We start from the raw sequence: 15742 nt of genomic DNA on the forward strand, positions 1-15742 counted from the left end.
GAGCCGGTCATGGCGCCGAGAGGCTGGCAGTTCTGGGTGGACCGCGGCGGCACCTTCACCGACGTGGTGGCGCTGGCCCCGGACGGACGGCTGCTGACCCACAAGCTGCTCTCGCACGACCCGGCCCGTCACCGCGACCCCGCCGTGGCCGGGATCCGCGCCCTGCTGCCGCCCGACGCCGACCTCGGGCGGGACGTCGACGCGGTCCGGATGGGGACGACGGTGGCCACCAACGCCCTGCTGGAGCGCACCGGCGAGCCGACCGCCCTGTGCGTCACCCGCGGCTTCGCGGACGCGCTGCGGATCGGCTACCAGAACCGGCCGCGGATCTTCGCCCGCGAGATCACCCTGCCCGAGCCGCTGTACGCCCGGGTGGTCGAGGTGGACGAGCGGATCACCGCCGACGGCGAGGTGCTGCGCCCGCCCGACCTCGACCGGCTCGCCGAGGAGCTGCGGAGCTGCCTGGCGGACGGCATCCGCTCCCTCGCCGTGGTCTGCCTGCACAGCTACCTCCACCCCGCGCACGAACGCGAGATCGGGCGCCTGGCCGAGCGGCTCGGCTTCGAGCAGGTGTCCCTGTCCAGCGAGGCCAGCCCGCTGATGAAGCTGGTGCCGCGCGGCGACACCGCGGTGGTCGACGCCTACCTCGACCCCGGGCTGCGCCGCTACGTCCACCGGGTGGCGGACGAACTCGCGGGCGTACGGCTGATGTTCATGCAGTCCAACGGCGGCCTGGCCGAGGCCGGTCACTTCCGCGGCAAGGACGCGATCCTGTCCGGCCCGGCGGGCGGCATCGTCGGCATGGTGCGGATGTCCCGACTGGCCGGCTACGACCGGGTGATCGGCTTCGACATGGGCGGCACCTCCACCGACGTCTCGCACTTCGCGGGCGAGTACGAACGGGTGGTCACCACCCAGGTCGCCGGGGTGCGGCTGCGGGCGCCGATGCTGGCCATCCACACCGTCGCGGCGGGCGGCGGCTCGGTGCTGCGCTTCGACGGCGAACGGCTGCGGGTCGGACCCGACTCGGCCGGCGCGGACCCCGGCCCGGCCTGCTACCGCGCCGGCGGGCCGCTGACCGTCACCGACGCCAACCTGCTGCTCGGCCGGATCCAGGCCGAGCACTTCCCGAAGGTCTTCGGCCCGGACGGCGACCAGCCGCTCGACCGGGAGCTGACGGTACGTCGGTTCGCCGAACTGGCCGAGGAGATCGGCGACCGCTCCGCCGAGGAGACGGCCGAGGGCTTCCTGCGGATCGCGGTCGGCAACATCGCCAACGCGATCAAGCGCATCTCCGTCCAGCAGGGCCACGACGTCACCCGCTACGCGCTGACCACCTTCGGCGGCGCGGGCGGCCAGGTCGCCTGCCCGGTGGCGGAGGCGCTGGGCATCCGCACCGTGCTGGTGCCGCCGATGGCCGGTGTGCTGTCCGCCCTCGGCATCGGCCTGGCCGACACCACCGTGCTGCGCGAGCACGCCGTCGAACGGCCGCTGGCGGACGGCGAGATGGCCGCCGTCCGGAAGCGGGCCGACGCGCTGGCGGCGGAGGCCACCGACCGGCTGCTCGACCAGGGCGTCCCGGAGCAGCGGATCCGGCTGACCCGCCGGGCCCGGCTGCGCTACCAGGGCACCGACACCACGATCCGTGTCCCGCTGGCCGAACCGGCGGAGATGCGCGCCGAGTTCGAGCGGCGGCACCGGGCCACCTACTCCTTCCTGATGGACCGGCCGCTGGTCGTCGAGGCCCTCGCCGTCGAGGGCACCGGCCTGACCGAACAACCTGTGCTCGGCGCCCTCTCGCCCGCCTCCGAGCCCCGCACCGTTGAGCCCCGCACCGTCGAGCCCCGCACCGTCGAACTCCGCAGCGGCGGCGGGCGACGCCGGGTCCCGCTGCTGGAGCGGGAGTCCATGCGCCCCGGCACCACCGTGACCGGCCCGGCGGTGATCGCCGAGGCCAACGCCACCACCGTGGTGGACGACGGCTGGCGGGCGACCGTGACCCCGGCCGGGCACCTGCTGGTCGAACACGTCGAGGCCCGTACGGAGGAGGCCGTCACCACCGCCGCCGACCCCGTCCTGCTGGAGGTGTTCAACAACCTCTTCACGGCGATCGCCCAACAGATGGGCGCCCGGCTGGAGTCCACCGCCCAGTCGGTCAACATCAAGGAGCGGCTGGACTTCTCCTGCGCCCTGTTCGACCCGGACGGCAACCTGGTCGCCAACGCCCCGCACATCCCGGTGCACCTCGGCTCGATGGGCACCACCGTCAAGGAGGTGATCCGCCGCCGCGGCCCCGAGCTGCGCCCGGGCGACACCTACGCGGTCAACGACCCGTACCACGGCGGCACCCACCTGCCCGACATCACCGTGGTCACCCCGGTCTTCGACACCGCCGGGAGGGACGTCCTGTTCTTCGTCGCCTCCCGCGGCCACCACGCCGAGATCGGCGGCATCACCCCCGGGTCGATGCCCGCCGCCAGCCGCGAGATCGACGAGGAGGGCGTGCTCTTCGACGACTGGCCGCTGGTGGTGGACGGCCGGCTGCGCGAGGCCGAGACGGTGCGGCTCCTCACCGGGGCCCGCCACCCCTCCCGCGATCCGGACACCAACCTCGCCGACCTGCGCGCCCAGATCGCCGCCAACCGCAAGGGCGTCGACGAGGTCAACGCGATGATCGAGCACTTCGGCCTCGACGTCGTCCAGGCCTACATGCGGCACGTCCAGGACAACGCCGAGCAGGCGGTCCGCCGAGCCGTCGACGGCCTGGGCGACGGCTCCTACCGCTACGAGACCGACTCCGGCGCCGTGATCGCCGTCGAGGTCCGGGTGGACCACCGGGACCGCAGCGCCACCGTCGACTTCACCGGCACCTCGCCCCAGCTCGCGAGCAACCTCAACGCCCCCTCCGCCGTGGTCACCGCCGCCGTCCTGTACGTCTTCCGCACCCTGGTCGACGACGACATCCCGCTCAACGACGGCTGTCTGCGCCCGCTGCGGATCGTCGTCCCGCCCGGCTCGATGCTCGCCCCGGCCCACCCCGCCGCCGTCGCCGCGGGCAACGTCGAGACCTCCCAGGCCATCACCGGCGCGCTCTACGCCGCGCTCGGTGTCCAGGCCGAGGGCTCCGGCACGATGAACAACCTCAGCTTCGGCAACGAGCACCACCAGTACTACGAGACCATCGCCTCCGGCTCGGGCGCCGGGCCCGGCTTCCACGGCGCTGACGTCGTCCAGACCCACATGACCAACTCCCGCCTCACCGACCCCGAGGTCCTGGAGTGGCGCCTGCCCGTCCTGGTCGAGGAGTTCGCCGTCCGCCCCGGCAGCGGCGGCGGAGGCCGGTGGCACGGCGGCGACGGCGCGCTGCGCCGGCTGCGCTTCCGCGAACCGGTGACGGTCAGTCTGCTCTCCGGCCACCGCCGCGTCCCCCCGTACGGCCTGGCCGGCGGCTCCCCCGGCGGCCTCGGCGAGAACCGGATCCTGCGCGCCGACGGCAGCGTCGAGGAGCTGCCCGGCTGCGGCAGCGCCGACCTCGCGGCGGGGGACGCCCTGGAGATCCGCACCCCCGGCGGAGGAGGCTACGGCAGCTGACAGCACCGACCCCTGACGTTGACCGACCCCAGACGTTATACGTTTAACGCCACCACCTGCACCGCCCCGAGGAGACCCCGTCATGGCCGACCACTCCCCCGCCCTCCTGCTCGCCGCCATCGAGATCGGCGCCTCCGCCCGCGCCCACGGCAACCACCCCTTCGGCGCGCTGCTCACCGACCCCTCCGGAACGGTCCTGCTCACGGCCGAGAACACCGTGCTGACGGACCACGACGTGACCGCCCACGCGGAGACCAACCTGGTCCGCCAGGCCTCGCGCACCCTGGCCCCGCACCAGCTCACCGAGGCGACCCTCTACTCCAGCACCGAGCCCTGCGCGATGTGCGCCGGGGCCATCTACTGGAGCGGCATCCGCCGGGTCGTCTACGCGCTCGCCGCCACCGAGCTGAACGCCATCGCGGGCGTGGACCCGGACGAGCCGGTGCTCGAACTGCCCTGCCGCACGGTCTTCGCGGCCGGCGGCAACACGGTGGAGGTGTTCGGCCCGTCTCTCTTCGAAGAGGCCTCCGCGGTCCACGTGGGCTACTGGGGGTAGAGCCCGCAGGCCGGCCTCGCAGAGCCCACGGGCGGCGGAGCCGGCCGTCCCCGCCGCCCGGGCCCCGCCGGTTGCTCCGATGGGGTGCTCCGTCGCTCGCCCGGAGGGAGGATCGCGACGGCCTGCGCGCCCGGACGGGGCGGTTCGCACTAGGTTGCCCGCTATGGACGGAAATCAGGGCACCGGCCCGTCTCCGGACGGCCTGTCGGACCGCGGCGAGCCGGTGGGGCCGAGCCCGGCCGGGCCGACCCGCGGCGAACGCGCCGTACGGGCAGTCGACGGGCGGCTCCCGCTGGCCGAGGCGGGCAGGGAACTGCTCCGCAAGGTGTTCCCCGACCACTGGTCGTTCCTGCTGGGCGAGCTGGCGCTGTACAGCTTCGTCGTCCTGCTGCTGACCGGGGTCTTCCTCACCTTCTTCTTCACCCCGAGCATGACCGAGCTCGACTACCACGGCGCCTACCTGCCGCTGCGCGGGGTGCGGATGTCCGAGGCCTACGCCTCGACGCTGCGGATCAGCTTCGAGGTGCGCGGCGGCCTGATGGTCCGCCAGATCCACCACTGGGCCGCCCTGCTCTTCACCGCCTCGATCTGCGCGCACCTGCTGCGGGTGTTCTTCACCGGTGCCTTCCGCCGCCCGCGCGAGCTGAACTGGGTGATCGGGGTGACCATGTTCACCCTCGCCCTGCTGGAGGGCTTCTCCGGCTACTCGCTGCCGGACGACACCCTGTCCGGCACCGGGCTGAGGATCGCCGAGGGCGTCCTGCTCTCCGTGCCGGTGGTCGGCACCTACCTCAGCTTCTTCGCCTTCGGCGGCGAGTTCCCGGGGTACGCGATCATCCCGCGGCTGTTCACCGTGCACATCCTCCTGGTGCCCGGGCTGCTGCTGGCGCTGATCGGCCTGCACCTGACCCTCGTGGTGGTGCTGAAGCACACCCAGTGGGCGGAACCGGGCCGCACCAACCGGAACGTGGTGGGGCACCCGTTCTTCCCGCAGTTCCTGACCCGTACCACCGGCCTGGCGTTCACCGTCGGCGGCATCCTGGCGCTGTCCGCGATGCTCGCGGAGATCAACCCGATCTGGCGCTACAGCGCCTACCGGCCCGACATCGCCGGGGCGGGCGCCCAGCCCGACTGGTACATCGGGTTCATCGAGGGCGCCCTGCGGCTGATGCCGGCCGTCGAGACCGTGGTGCTCGGGCACACGGTCTCCTGGAACGCCTTCCTGCCCGCCCTGGTGCTGCCCGGGCTGCTGTTCGCCGGGCTGTACGCCTACCCCTTCGTGGAGCGCTGGCTGACGCCGGACGGCGGCGAGCGCCACCTGTGCGACCGGCCCCGCAACAAGCCCGTCCGCACCGGGCTGGGGGCGGCCGGGGTCGCCTTCTACACGGTGCTGCTCGTCGCCGGCGGCAACGACGTGATCGCGTACTACTTCGGGGTCTCGGTCAACTCGCTGACCTGGGTGCTGCGGGCGGCGTTCTTCCTGGCACCGCCGCTCGCCTTCGCGCTGACCCGGCGGCTCTGCCTGGCCCTCCAGGCCCGCGACCGCCGCCGGCTGCTGGACGGCGACGAGACCGGCCGGATCGACCAGTCGATCGAGGGCGGCTTCGACGGACACCACCGGCCGGTGCCGGCCGCCGAGCGGTACACGATGCTGGTCCGGGACGCGCCGCGGCCGGACGAACCGCGGCCCGGCGCGCCCCGCACCGAGCGGGTCCGCGCGGCGCTCGGCACCTGGTACCACCGCGACCGGGTCGAGCTGCCCGCCACCGAGCAGGAGTCCCGCGCCGTCACGGCCGTCCTCACCGCTCCGGCGCACCCCCCGCAGCCGGCCGCCGAACGGCCCGCGCCGACGGGGGGACGCGGGCCGCTGGGCCGACTGTTCCGGCGGCTCAGGCCCCGTCGTCGCCGCGGTCGTGGTACTGGAAGATGAACCCGAACACGGCGAACCCGAGCAGCACCGTCCCGCAGACGATCAGCCACAGGGCGTACACCAGGCCCAGCGCGAAGAGCGCCACGCCCACCGCCGTCAGCACCGGGTAGCCGCTGCGCGGCGGGAAGAAGCCCTTCGGCCCGGAACTCTCCACGATCTCGCCGTCCTTGCGGTCCTCGGGCCGTCCGCCGCCCTTGCGCTGGTGCTGGACGAACCAGAACAGCGCGACCAGCGCCGACATCAGGAACGCCACCGTCAGGATCGCCTTGCCCGCGGGCTCGCGGGCCCAGAGCCCGTACACCAGCCCGGTCACCGCGAAGAAGACCGTCATCACGGTGAACAGCCATCCCTCGGCCTTCATCGCCCGTCCCCCTCTCCGGTCCGACCGGCGTGCGAGTGTCCGGAGCCGGCCGATTCCTCCGTCGGAACCTCCGGATGGTGCAGGTCGAAGGCCGGCGACTCGGAGCGGATCCGGGGCAGCACCAGGAAGTTGTGGTGCGGGGGCGGACAGGAGGTGGCCCATTCGAGTGAGCGGCCCCAGCCCCAGGGGTCGTCCTGCTCGACCCGGGTGCCGTGCCGGGTGGTGATCCAGACGTTGTAGAAGAACGGCAGGTTGGAGACGCCGAGCAGGAAGGCGCCGATCGAGGCGACCACGTTGAGCGTGGTGAAGCCGTCCGCGGCCAGGTACGTCGCGTAGCGGCGGGGCATGCCCTGGGCGCCCAGCCAGTGCATCACCAGGAAGGTGGTCTGGAACCCGACGAACAGGATCCAGAACTGCACCTTGCCGAGCCGCTCGTCGAGCATCTTCCCGGTGATCTTCGGCCACCAGAAGTAGAAGCCGCCGAAGGTCGCGAAGACCACCGTCCCGAACAGGACGTAGTGGAGGTGGGCCACCACGAAGTAGCTGTCGGTGACGTGGAAGTCGATCGGGGGCGCGGCCAGCAGCACCCCGCTCAGGCCGCCGAACAGGAAGGTCACCAGGAACCCGATCGACCACAGCATCGGCGTCTCGAAGGACAGCGAGCCGTTCCACATGGTCCCGACCCAGTTGAAGAACTTGACCCCGGTGGGCACCGCGATGAGGAAGGACATCATCGAGAAGAACGGCAGCAGCACCTGCCCGGTGGCGAACATGTGGTGGGCCCACACCGACATCGACAGGGAGGTGATGGCGACGGTCGCGCCGATCATCCCGTAGTACCCGAACAGCGGCTTGCGGCTGAAGACCGGGATGATCTCGGTGACGATGCCGAAGAACGGCACCGCGACGATGTACACCTCCGGATGGCCGAAGAACCAGAACAGGTGCTGCCACAGCAGTGCGCCTCCGTTGGCCGGGTCGAAGACGTGGGCGCCGAACTTGCGGTCCGCCACCAGCAGCAGCAGGGCGGCGGTGAGCACGGGGAAGGCCAGCAGCACCATGATCGAGGTGAACAGCACGTTCCAGGTGAAGATCGGCATCCGGAACAGCGTCATTCCCGGCGCCCGCAGGCAGGTGATGGTGGTGACGAAGTTGACCGCCCCGAGGATCGTCCCGAGGCCGGCCACCACCAGGCCGAGCGCCCACAGGTCCCCGCCCGTCCCCGGCGAGTGCACCGGCCCGTTCAGCGGCGCGTAGGCGAACCAGCCGAAGGCGGGCGCCCCGCTCGCGGTGAGGAAGCCGCTCAGCACGATCAGCCCGCCCAGCAGGAACGCCCAGTAGGTGAAGGCGTTCAGCCGGGGGAAGGCCACGTCGGGGGCGCCGATCTGCAACGGCATGATCGCGTTGGCGAAGCCCGCGAAGGTCGGGGTGGCGAACAGCAGCAGCATGATCGTGCCGTGCATGGTGAACATCTGGTTGTACTGCTCGTTCGACAGGAACCCGGTGTCCGGCCCCAGCAACTGCGTCCGCATCAGCAGTGCCATCAGGCCCCCCACCAGGAAGAACCCGAAGGCCGTCACCAGGTAGAGGTTGCCGATCACCTTGTGGTCGGTGGTGAACAGCCAGCCCAGCAGTCTGCTGCCCCGTCGAACCCTGGCCCGGGTGCGCGGCGGCGCGGCGGTGTCGGACGCACTCATGGAACCTCCGTGATGGAGCCGATGACGCCCCCCGGCGGGACCCTAGCGGCGGCGCGGCACGGCTCCCGGGCGCCACGCGGCACCCACCGGGCGCGGGTCGCCCCGCTCCGCCGTCGGAGTGCGGATCCGCCCGTTCCGGGCACACGCTGGTGTGGGGCGCCCGGTGCCTCCCGCCGCACCGCGCAGACCGAGAGGATTCCGTCATGGCCGCGAAGATCACCTACCGGCGGGTCTACGAGGACTCCTCACCGCAGGACGGGCAGCGGGTGCTGGTGGACCGCGTCTGGCCGCGCGGGATCAGGAAGGAGGACGCCCGCCTCGACGAGTGGCTGCGCGACGTCGCCCCGTCCACCGAGCTGCGCAAGTGGTACGGCCACGACCCGGAGCGCTTCACCGAGTTCCGCCGCCGCTACCTCACCGAGCTGCGCGACGGCGACCACCAGGAGGCCGCCGGGCACCTGCGCCAACTCGCCGCCCAGGACCGGCTCACCCTGCTGACCGCCACCAAGGACGTCGACCACAGCCAGGCCGCCGTGCTCGCCGAGTGGCTGGCGAAGGGGAAGCGGTGACCGGCCGGGTGCCCGGGACGGGCGGGACGACATGACGGCGATCGTCGTCCTGTTCGAACTGGAACAGGACGAAGCCCTGGGGCCGGACGGCGTGGAGCCGGTGGTGTGCGCGGTGCACGCGGCGGGCGGCGACCCGGAGGTGCCCGAGGACCCGCTCCCCCGCACCCTCTGCGGCCTGGACACCGACCCGATGGAGCACTCCCACTACCGGCCGACCCGCCCGGGCGAGCCCTGGTACCCGCCCGCCCTGGCCGACCGGCGCTGCCTCGCCTGCGAGGCGGCCCTGCGGGCGGCGGCGTGACCGGGTGCGGGGTCAGGTGCGGGATGCCACGTCAGCGGCGGCCGGGGCGTACGGCGACGAGCAGCACCAGGGCGGCGGCCTGGACGGCGACCACGGTGACGACCAGAGCCGGCACGGACAGCGCGTAGAGCGCGCCGGTGAGGGCGCCGCCGGCCAGGGTGGCGGCGCCGACGACGGCCGCGAACACCCCGTACGCGGTCGCCCGGCGCGGCGCGGGGACGAGGTCGGCGACCACGGCCCGCAGGGTCGACTCCTGCATGCCCAGGGCGGCGCCCCACACCAGCGCCCCGGCCACCGCCGCCGCCACGGCGTCGCTGAAGCCCAGCGCGGGCACGGCCGCGGCCAGCACCGGCAGCGCCACCAGGGTGCGCGGGCCGATCCGGTCGTACAGCCAGCCCGTCGCCAGGCTCCCCAGCGCGCCGGCCAGCATCACCCCGGCGTACAGCACCGGTACGGCGGAGGCGGGGAGCAGGTGGCGCCGCACCAGGTGGAAGGAGAGCACGCCGTAGGTCGTGAAGCCGGTCATCGTCGCGGCGGTGAACGCGGCGTACGCCCAGAAGGCGCGGGGCAGCCGCGCCCGCGCGGGCGTCGGTACGGCCGGAGCGGAGGCGGTCCGGGGGGCGGGGGGTGGCACGGTCTCGTAGCGGCTCGGGTCGGGCACCCGGGTGCGCAGCCACCACAGCAGCCCGAGCGTGGCCGCGCCCGGGACGGCGAGCACCCCGAGCGCGGGGCCGTAGCCGCCGGTGGCCGCGAGCACGCCCGCGACGGTGAGCGGGCCGAGGACGGCCCCGACCTGGTCCAGCGCCTCGTGCACGGCGAAGCCCCGGCCCCGGCCGGTGGCGGCGGTGGCGTGGGAGAGGAGGGTGTCCTTGGCCGGGGAGCGGATCGCCTTGCCGACCCGCTCGGCGATCACCAGCACGCAGGCCGCGCCGAGCGAGCCCACCACCCCGAGCAGCGGGACGGCGGCCACCGTGAGCAGGTAGCCGCCGATCGCCAGCGCCCAGAACCGCCCGGTGCGGTCGGCGAGCGGCCCGGACAGCAGGCGCGGGACCAGCGCCGCCGCCTCGCCCGCGCCGGTCACCACGCCGACCACCGTCGCGGTGGCGCCCAGCGAGGCCAGCAGCGGCCCGGTGATGGAGCGGGCGCCCTCGTAGACGAAGTCCGCGAGCAGGCTGACGATGCCGAACCACACGACGAAGCGCCACGGCCGCATGGCCGCGCCGCCGTCCGCGCGCTCGTCCGCCCGCCGGGCGGCAGGATCCGTGCTCACAACGAGTCCACGATCCCACCCGTGCCGCAGGGCTGCTCGACTCAGCCGAAACCGTGGCCGCGGGGCGCCGTCACGTCGAGGGTGTCCCGCAGCATCGCGAGCGCCGCGCCGAGCGGACTGGACCGGCCGCCACTGACCGTGATGTCACCGGCGTCGGGGCAGCCGTAGACGACCGCCTTCTCCGGTCCGGTGAGCGCGTGCAGCGGGTCGCCCGGCACGGTCTCCTCCAGGCGGACCTCGACCACGAGGGGGCGGTCCGTGCTCGCGCTCGCCACGGCCCGCAGCCGGTTGCCCCGGGCCGCCGCGGCCACCGCCGCCGGGCCCGTGCAGGCGTCCACGGCCTCGGTGCCGACGCGAACAGCGGACGGCTCCCAGCCCCACAGCAGGGCGGCGAGCAGCCGCACCTTGGTCGCCGCGTCGCCGCCCGAGAGGTCGGCCGTGGGGTCGGCCTCGGCGATGCCGCGGCGCTGGGCCTCGCCGACCGCCCGGTCGAGGGGGTCGCCGGCCGCCAGGCGGTCGAGCACGAAGGTGGCGGTGCCGTTGGGGCAGGCCCGGACGGAGCGGCAGCCGAGCCCGCGCACTCCGGTGCGGGCCAGGTCAGCGGCCGGCAGGGCCGCGCCGGTGGCCCCGGAGATCCTGATCAGGCTGCCGCCGGCCCGCGCGGCCTCGCCGAGTTCGCGCCAGTGGCTCAGCAGGTGGCTCTTGGTGGCGGTGACGACGTGGACGCCTCGACCCAGTGCCAGCACGGCCTCCTCGGCGGCCTGCTGCCGGGCCTGCGGGGAGGACGGGAGCGCCTGGACCAGCACCCGTGCGCCGGTCCGGTCGAGGGTCTGGGCCAGGTCGGCCAGGGGCTCCCATTCCGCGCGCGACGGGACGGCTCGACCGTCGGGGCCTGCGGGGAGCAGGACCTGCGCGGAGCCGACGCGTACGGCGGCGAGCCTCGGCCGTACGCCGTGGTCGCGCGCAAGCCCCTCCCCCTGGGTCAGCAGTCGCTCGGCGTAGGCGCGGCCCACGGGGCCGTAGCCCGACAGCACGACGGCCGGATCGCTTCCGGCATCCGGTGAAGGCATCCCGGCAGGATACCCGCGGGCCGTGGGCCCTTCGGAGCGGGGCCGCCGCACGCGTGTGGACGGGGCCGAACCGGGCACACGCCGGACCCGTAACGACCCGCTGCCCACGAGAGGACCGACTCCGATGATCCTCATCATCCTCGTCCTGCTGCTGGCGATCATCCTCGGCGGAGTGGGCTTCGCCGTCCACGCCCTGTGGTGGATCGCGCTCGCCGTACTGGTGCTCTGGCTCCTCGGTTTCGCGTTCGCCGGAGGCCGCCGCGGTGGCAGTGGCCGGTGGTACCGATGGTGACCGCACGCCCCCGGCCGCCGGATGACGCCGGCGACACCGTCGAAGGCGCGCTCCGCGAGGAGCGCCGCACCTACGAGCCGGAGGGCGAGCAGCCGATCGGGGGGTACCTCGCCGCGATGGCCGTCTACCTCGGCGGCACCGGCGTGCTCGCCGCCGTCGCCCGGCGCACCGGGCGGCCGCTGCCCGCGCCCGGCCCGTGGGACGTGCTGCTCACCGCCGGGGCGGTGCACCGGCTGTCCCGGCTGCTCACGAAGGACCCGGTCACCAGCCCGCTGCGGCTGCCGTTCGCCCGCTTCCGCGGCCAGGCCGGCCCGGCCGAACTCTCCGAGGACGTCCGGGGGACGGGCGTGCGCCGTGCCGTCGGCGAACTGCTCACCTGCCCGTTCTGCGCCGGCCTGTGGGTCGCCACCGGCCTGACCGGCGCCCAGGTGTTCGCGCCCGGGGCGACCAGGCTCGTCTGCTCCGGGCTGACCGCCCTCACCGCCGCCGACCTGCTGCACTTCGTCCGGGTCGGTCTCCAGCACGCCACCGAGTGACCCCGCCGAGCCCCTCGCCGCCGAGCCCCTTGCCGCCGAGCCCCTTGCCGCCGAGCCCCTTGCCGAGCTGCTGGTCAGCGCAACAGCGCGGCCAGCAGCTCGGCGAGGGTCGGTCCGGCGTCGGCCGGATGGCGCAGCTGTTTGCCGGTGATCACCCGGTAGTGGTTGACCCGGCCCTGGCGCTCGTGGGAGAGGTAGCCCGCCGTTTCGAGGTCGACGATGATCCGCTGCACAGCCCGTTCGGTGAGCAGGCAGCGGGTGGCGATGCCGCGCACCCGGATGCCCGGATCACGGGCGATCTGCACCAGTACCCGGGCGTGGTTGGTGAGGAAGGTCCACCCGGGGCCCCGGTTGACCCGGTCACCGTCACCCCGGGGGCCGACGATCCGGTCCAGTCGTTGCCGCACCTCGCACCTCCTCGGTCGGCGGGCGGGACCGGTGCCGGGCCCGCCCCCCCGCACTCAGGACTTGCCGCGGCCGGTGACCAGGTCACGGGCCCCGTCCACGATCCGCGGGTCACCGCTCGGCTGCCCGGGACCACCGGGGCGAAACCGGCCACGGACCGGGCGGTGCCGCGGACACCAGGTGGAACAGCCCGCCCTCCGGGTCGTCCACGGCGGCGACCCGCCCGTACGCCGAGTCGGCCGGCGGCGCGGCGATCCGTCCGCCCAGCCGTCCGCCCAGCCGTACGGCCTCCCGGGCCGAGCGGTCCACGTCTGCGGTCTCGAAGTACACGTGCCAGCGGGGGCGCCGCAGGGGCTCCGGCGCGCCCTCGAAGACACCGCCGCCGCGGACGGCCCGGGTCAGCCCTCCAGCGCGTCGGCGATGCGGTGCAGGACACCGCCGGCCGCCGGTTGGCGCGGGGCGGTCTCGCGCACGGCCTGCATCCGTTCGCCCAGCTCCCGCAGTTCCGTGCGGCCGAGCGCGGCCCGCACCTTCGGGAAGACGTCGCTCTCCTCCTGCTCGATGTGCCGCTCCACGGCGTCGATCAGGACGGCGGTCTTGGCGTCGTAGCCGGCGTCGTCCGGGGACATCCGGCTGAGCTCCTCGCAGAGCAGGTCGGCGACGTGGTGCTCCTGCTCGGCGCGGTCCATCTCCTCGGCGAGCCCGGGCAGCTCCTGGCGGATCCTGGGGTAGACCAGTTCGTCCTCCAGGTAGGTGTGGACGGTCAGCTCCTCGACGATCCGCTGGACCGTCCTGCGGCGCGCGCCGTCGTCGCCGCCGTCGGCGAGCCCCCGGTACTCGCGGAACAGGCGGCGAACCTCCTTGTGGTCCTCCCGCAGCAGGACGATGGCATCGTTCGACATCGCTGGTCTCCTCCTCGACAATCGCCCCCGCCGGTCGGCGTGTCCCCGGGCGGCCCGGGAGCAAACCCGGCCGCCGGCGGGGCCGTCACCAGCGCAGACGCCGCCGGGCCGGTGGCCGGCGGCGGTTTCGCCGCCGCCGGTCCGGGCAGCCGCCGGGTACGTCCCGGCTTCGGATCGACGACCGGGACGGCCAACGTCACCGAGGCCGGCGGGAGATGCGCAGTACGAGCGGCGAGGACGGCATGGGCCTGATCGACGATCTGGCTCTGCTGACCTCGCTCGCCACCGGCGACCTGGACGTCTACCTGCGGTACTCCGAGGGCCCCGCCGACGACGACGGGGCCCTCAGCCGCGACTACGAGGCGGACGTACCCCTGCCCGGGCTGTCGGTGACCCCGCTGCGCCCCGAGCCGTGGTGGCCGCGGCCCGCCGCCGACTGGGTCGCCCGCCGGGTGATGAAGTACGCGGATCTCGCGGAGAGTTGCCCGCAGCGCCGGCCCTGGGTGCTGACCGGCCGGGTGGTCGGCACCGGGCCGGACCACGAACCGCTGATCGCCGACCCGCTGCCGCTCGCCTGGCTGGGCCGGAACCTGCTGGACGAGGCGGTGCGCCGCTACCACGAGCACTTCGCCCCCGGGCGGGACTCCACCGGCTGAGCCGGCTGCTTCCCGGCGAGCGGCTGAACCGCGAGGTCACCGTCCACCTGCGCTCGGGCGTCGCGGCGGGATGACCGTCCCGGACGCCGCCGACCGCTCCCTGAGACCTGCGGGTCACGGCTGCACGGTTGGCCGGGCCCGGACCGGGCAGACGCTTTCGTTCAATCGCTCCCCCGTCGAACGGAGGTCTCCATGAACGCTGCCGAAGGGTTCCCGAGCGGGCTGTTCGCCCAGCACCGGGCCATCGAGGCGCTGCTGCGGCAGCTGGACCGCGTCCGGACCCGCGCCGGAATCACCGACGACGAGGACCTGCGGCTGCTGGCCGCCCTGCGCCGGCTCCTGCTGCCCCACCTCGCGGCCGAGGAGGAGCACCTCTACCCACTGGCGCGCCGCTGCCTGCCGGGCGGACGGGCCCTCGCGGACGCCGCCGGGCGCACCCACGCCTCGATCCGCCGGCTGCTCGACCGGGCGGACGACCACCGGTTGTCGGTCTCCGGGCGGCGCCGGGCCATCGCCGTGCTGCTCCTGGTGCTCCGCACCCACCTGCGCGGCGAGGAGGAGCAGCTCTTCCCCGCCCTCCGGGCCCGGGCCCGGCCGGACGACCTGCGGCGCTGCGAGCGCCGGCTGCGCGAACCCCGGGCGGGTCCGCCTGGTTCGCTGGCTTCGCCGGGTTCGCCCGGTTCGGTGGGCCCGGCGGGATCGGCGGTCTGGGGGCTGCCGCCGGGCGCCGGCGCGATCACCGCCCTGCGCGACCACCTCACCGGGCACGACAGCACCGGGCAGCATTCGCCCTGAGCCCTCCACCCCCGCCCTGGCCGCCCCGATCCCGGTCCGCCCGATCCCGGTCGCCCCGATCCCGGTCGGCCCGCCCGATCCGCCTGGCCAGGACCGTTTGCGGCCCCCGACGGCGGCAACCCGCAGGAGTATGGCCTACCTAGGAGAACCCGTACCGACCGTCCCGCAGCCCCGCCCGACCGCCGAGCGCCCGGACCGGACCGGCCCCTGGCTGTTCGTCCGCCCCGAGGCGGCGCCGGCCGGAGGAACGGCCGACGGACCGTCGGGCGCCGTGCTGTTCGGCCGCGACGGCACCCTCCTCCAGAACGTGGCCTGCAACGGAGACCCCGCCATGGTCCATCCGATGGCGGGCGTCCGGGCCGCGCTCTCGGCGCTGCGCGGGGCGGGCTTCGCGGTGGGCGTGCTGAGCAACCAGCCCGGGGTGGCCCGCGGGATCATCGGACGCGGCCAGGTGGAGGCGGTCCAGGCCCGGGCCGAAACGCTGCTGGGGCCGATCGACCTGTGGGCGGTGTGTCCGCACGGGTCGCACGACGGCTGTGCCTGCCACATGCCCGCACCCGGTCTGGTGAGCGCGGCCTGCCGGGCGCTCGGCCTGCCGCCCTCCCGCGTCACGGTGATCGGCTGCGACGAGACCGTGATCGCCGCCGCGCTCGCGGCCGGCGCCCACGCCATCCGGGTCCCCGACGCGACCCGGTCGGCGGTCGGCCCGTACCAGTCCTGCACGCCGACGTTCTGCCCGGCGGCCGACGGACCGGCCGAGGCGGCCTACCTCCTGCTGCGGCACTGACGGCCCGAACTCCGCCCCTCCGCA

The 15742-nt window shown here is 74.3% G+C and carries 17 protein-coding genes; 10 read left to right on the forward strand and 7 right to left on the reverse strand.

All coding sequences use genetic code 11. The annotated features are described in order from the left end of the window. Positions 1–9 precede the first annotated feature (9 nt). The 3 genes from ACZ6Z8_RS00125 (at position 10) to qcrB (ending at position 6077) form a co-directional block, all read left to right on the forward strand. Positions 10–3591 carry a hydantoinase B/oxoprolinase family protein gene (locus ACZ6Z8_RS00125; protein ID WP_465604452.1) on the forward strand — a complete coding sequence of 1194 codons (3582 nt, stop codon included), beginning with the start codon at positions 10–12 and terminating at the stop codon, positions 3589–3591. An 82-nt stretch (positions 3592–3673) separates the two neighbouring features. Continuing rightward, the gene (locus ACZ6Z8_RS00130) at positions 3674–4147 is read left to right on the forward strand and encodes a nucleoside deaminase (protein ID WP_465604454.1); all 474 of its coding nucleotides are present in this window, start codon (positions 3674–3676) and stop codon (positions 4145–4147) included. A 163-nt stretch (positions 4148–4310) separates the two neighbouring features. Then, positions 4311–6077: a cytochrome bc1 complex cytochrome b subunit gene (gene qcrB, locus ACZ6Z8_RS00135; protein WP_465604457.1), complete on the forward strand. Its 1767-nt coding sequence runs from the start codon at positions 4311–4313 to the stop codon at positions 6075–6077. Here qcrB and ctaF read toward each other — a convergent pair. Continuing rightward, positions 6037–6438 carry an aa3-type cytochrome oxidase subunit IV gene (ctaF, locus tag ACZ6Z8_RS00140; RefSeq protein WP_465604460.1) on the reverse strand — a complete coding sequence of 134 codons (402 nt, stop codon included), beginning with the start codon at positions 6436–6438 and terminating at the stop codon, positions 6037–6039. The two genes, qcrB and ctaF, sit on opposite strands and share 41 nt — an antisense overlap. After that, positions 6435–8135 (reverse strand): aa3-type cytochrome oxidase subunit I, encoded by a 1701-nt coding sequence (gene ctaD, locus ACZ6Z8_RS00145; RefSeq protein WP_465604463.1) that lies wholly within the window; start codon positions 8133–8135, stop codon positions 6435–6437. The genes ctaF and ctaD overlap by 4 nt, the downstream gene beginning before the upstream one ends. A gap of 203 nt (positions 8136–8338) precedes the next feature. On the opposite strand from ctaD, the gene ACZ6Z8_RS00150 reads away from it, so the two are divergent. Next, positions 8339–8704 carry a DUF488 domain-containing protein gene (locus ACZ6Z8_RS00150; RefSeq protein ID WP_465604466.1) on the forward strand — a complete coding sequence of 122 codons (366 nt, stop codon included), beginning with the start codon at positions 8339–8341 and terminating at the stop codon, positions 8702–8704. Between the two features lie 31 nt (positions 8705–8735). After that, positions 8736–9005, forward strand: coding sequence for a hypothetical protein (locus ACZ6Z8_RS00155; RefSeq protein WP_465604468.1), 270 nt, complete (start codon positions 8736–8738; stop codon positions 9003–9005). Between the two features lie 31 nt (positions 9006–9036). Here the strand turns inward: ACZ6Z8_RS00155 and ACZ6Z8_RS00160 are convergent, their stop codons facing one another. After that, a complete protein-coding gene (locus ACZ6Z8_RS00160; RefSeq protein WP_465604471.1) occupies positions 9037–10275 on the reverse strand; it encodes an MFS transporter in 1239 nt (412 codons plus the stop codon). A gap of 41 nt (positions 10276–10316) precedes the next feature. After that, positions 10317–11345 carry a homoserine dehydrogenase gene (locus ACZ6Z8_RS00165; protein WP_465604474.1) on the reverse strand — a complete coding sequence of 343 codons (1029 nt, stop codon included), beginning with the start codon at positions 11343–11345 and terminating at the stop codon, positions 10317–10319. 124 nt (positions 11346–11469) lie between these two features. Between ACZ6Z8_RS00165 and ACZ6Z8_RS00170 the strand changes: the two genes are divergently transcribed. Continuing rightward, positions 11470–11637 carry a hydrophobic protein gene (locus ACZ6Z8_RS00170; RefSeq protein ID WP_465604476.1) on the forward strand — a complete coding sequence of 56 codons (168 nt, stop codon included), beginning with the start codon at positions 11470–11472 and terminating at the stop codon, positions 11635–11637. Beyond that, a complete protein-coding gene (locus tag ACZ6Z8_RS00175) occupies positions 11631–12173 on the forward strand; it encodes a DUF1360 domain-containing protein (protein ID WP_465604479.1) in 543 nt (180 codons plus the stop codon). Before ACZ6Z8_RS00170 ends, ACZ6Z8_RS00175 begins: the two co-directional genes overlap by 7 nt. 74 nt (positions 12174–12247) lie before the next feature. On the opposite strand, the gene ACZ6Z8_RS00180 is transcribed toward ACZ6Z8_RS00175, so the two are convergent. The 3 genes from ACZ6Z8_RS00180 to ACZ6Z8_RS00190 all read right to left on the reverse strand — a co-directional run bounded on the left by ACZ6Z8_RS00180 (position 12248) and on the right by ACZ6Z8_RS00190 (position 13480). Beyond that, entirely contained in the window at positions 12248–12559 is a 312-nt protein-coding gene (locus ACZ6Z8_RS00180; protein WP_465606275.1) for a MarR family transcriptional regulator, read from the reverse strand. A gap of 130 nt (positions 12560–12689) precedes the next feature. Next, positions 12690–12980, reverse strand: coding sequence for a VOC family protein (locus tag ACZ6Z8_RS00185; protein ID WP_465606277.1), 291 nt, complete (start codon positions 12978–12980; stop codon positions 12690–12692). Beyond that, on the reverse strand, positions 12977–13480 hold the full coding sequence (locus ACZ6Z8_RS00190; protein ID WP_465604481.1) for a hemerythrin domain-containing protein: 504 nt from the start codon (positions 13478–13480) through the stop codon (positions 12977–12979). The genes ACZ6Z8_RS00185 and ACZ6Z8_RS00190 overlap by 4 nt, the downstream gene beginning before the upstream one ends. A 215-nt stretch (positions 13481–13695) precedes the next feature. Here ACZ6Z8_RS00190 and ACZ6Z8_RS00195 point away from each other — a divergent pair, with 215 nt between their 5' ends. From ACZ6Z8_RS00195 to ACZ6Z8_RS00205, 3 genes are all read left to right on the forward strand, one after another. Beyond that, entirely contained in the window at positions 13696–14136 is a 441-nt protein-coding gene (locus tag ACZ6Z8_RS00195; protein WP_465604484.1) for a DUF6098 family protein, read from the forward strand. 192 nt (positions 14137–14328) lie between these two features. Then, entirely contained in the window at positions 14329–14931 is a 603-nt protein-coding gene (locus ACZ6Z8_RS00200; protein WP_465604487.1) for a hemerythrin domain-containing protein, read from the forward strand. Positions 14932–15061: 130 nt separating this feature from the next. Next, positions 15062–15718 carry an HAD-IIIA family hydrolase gene (locus ACZ6Z8_RS00205; protein ID WP_465604490.1) on the forward strand — a complete coding sequence of 219 codons (657 nt, stop codon included), beginning with the start codon at positions 15062–15064 and terminating at the stop codon, positions 15716–15718. Positions 15719–15742 lie beyond the last annotated feature (24 nt).

This window comes from Kitasatospora sp. NPDC101108, assembly GCF_055584725.1.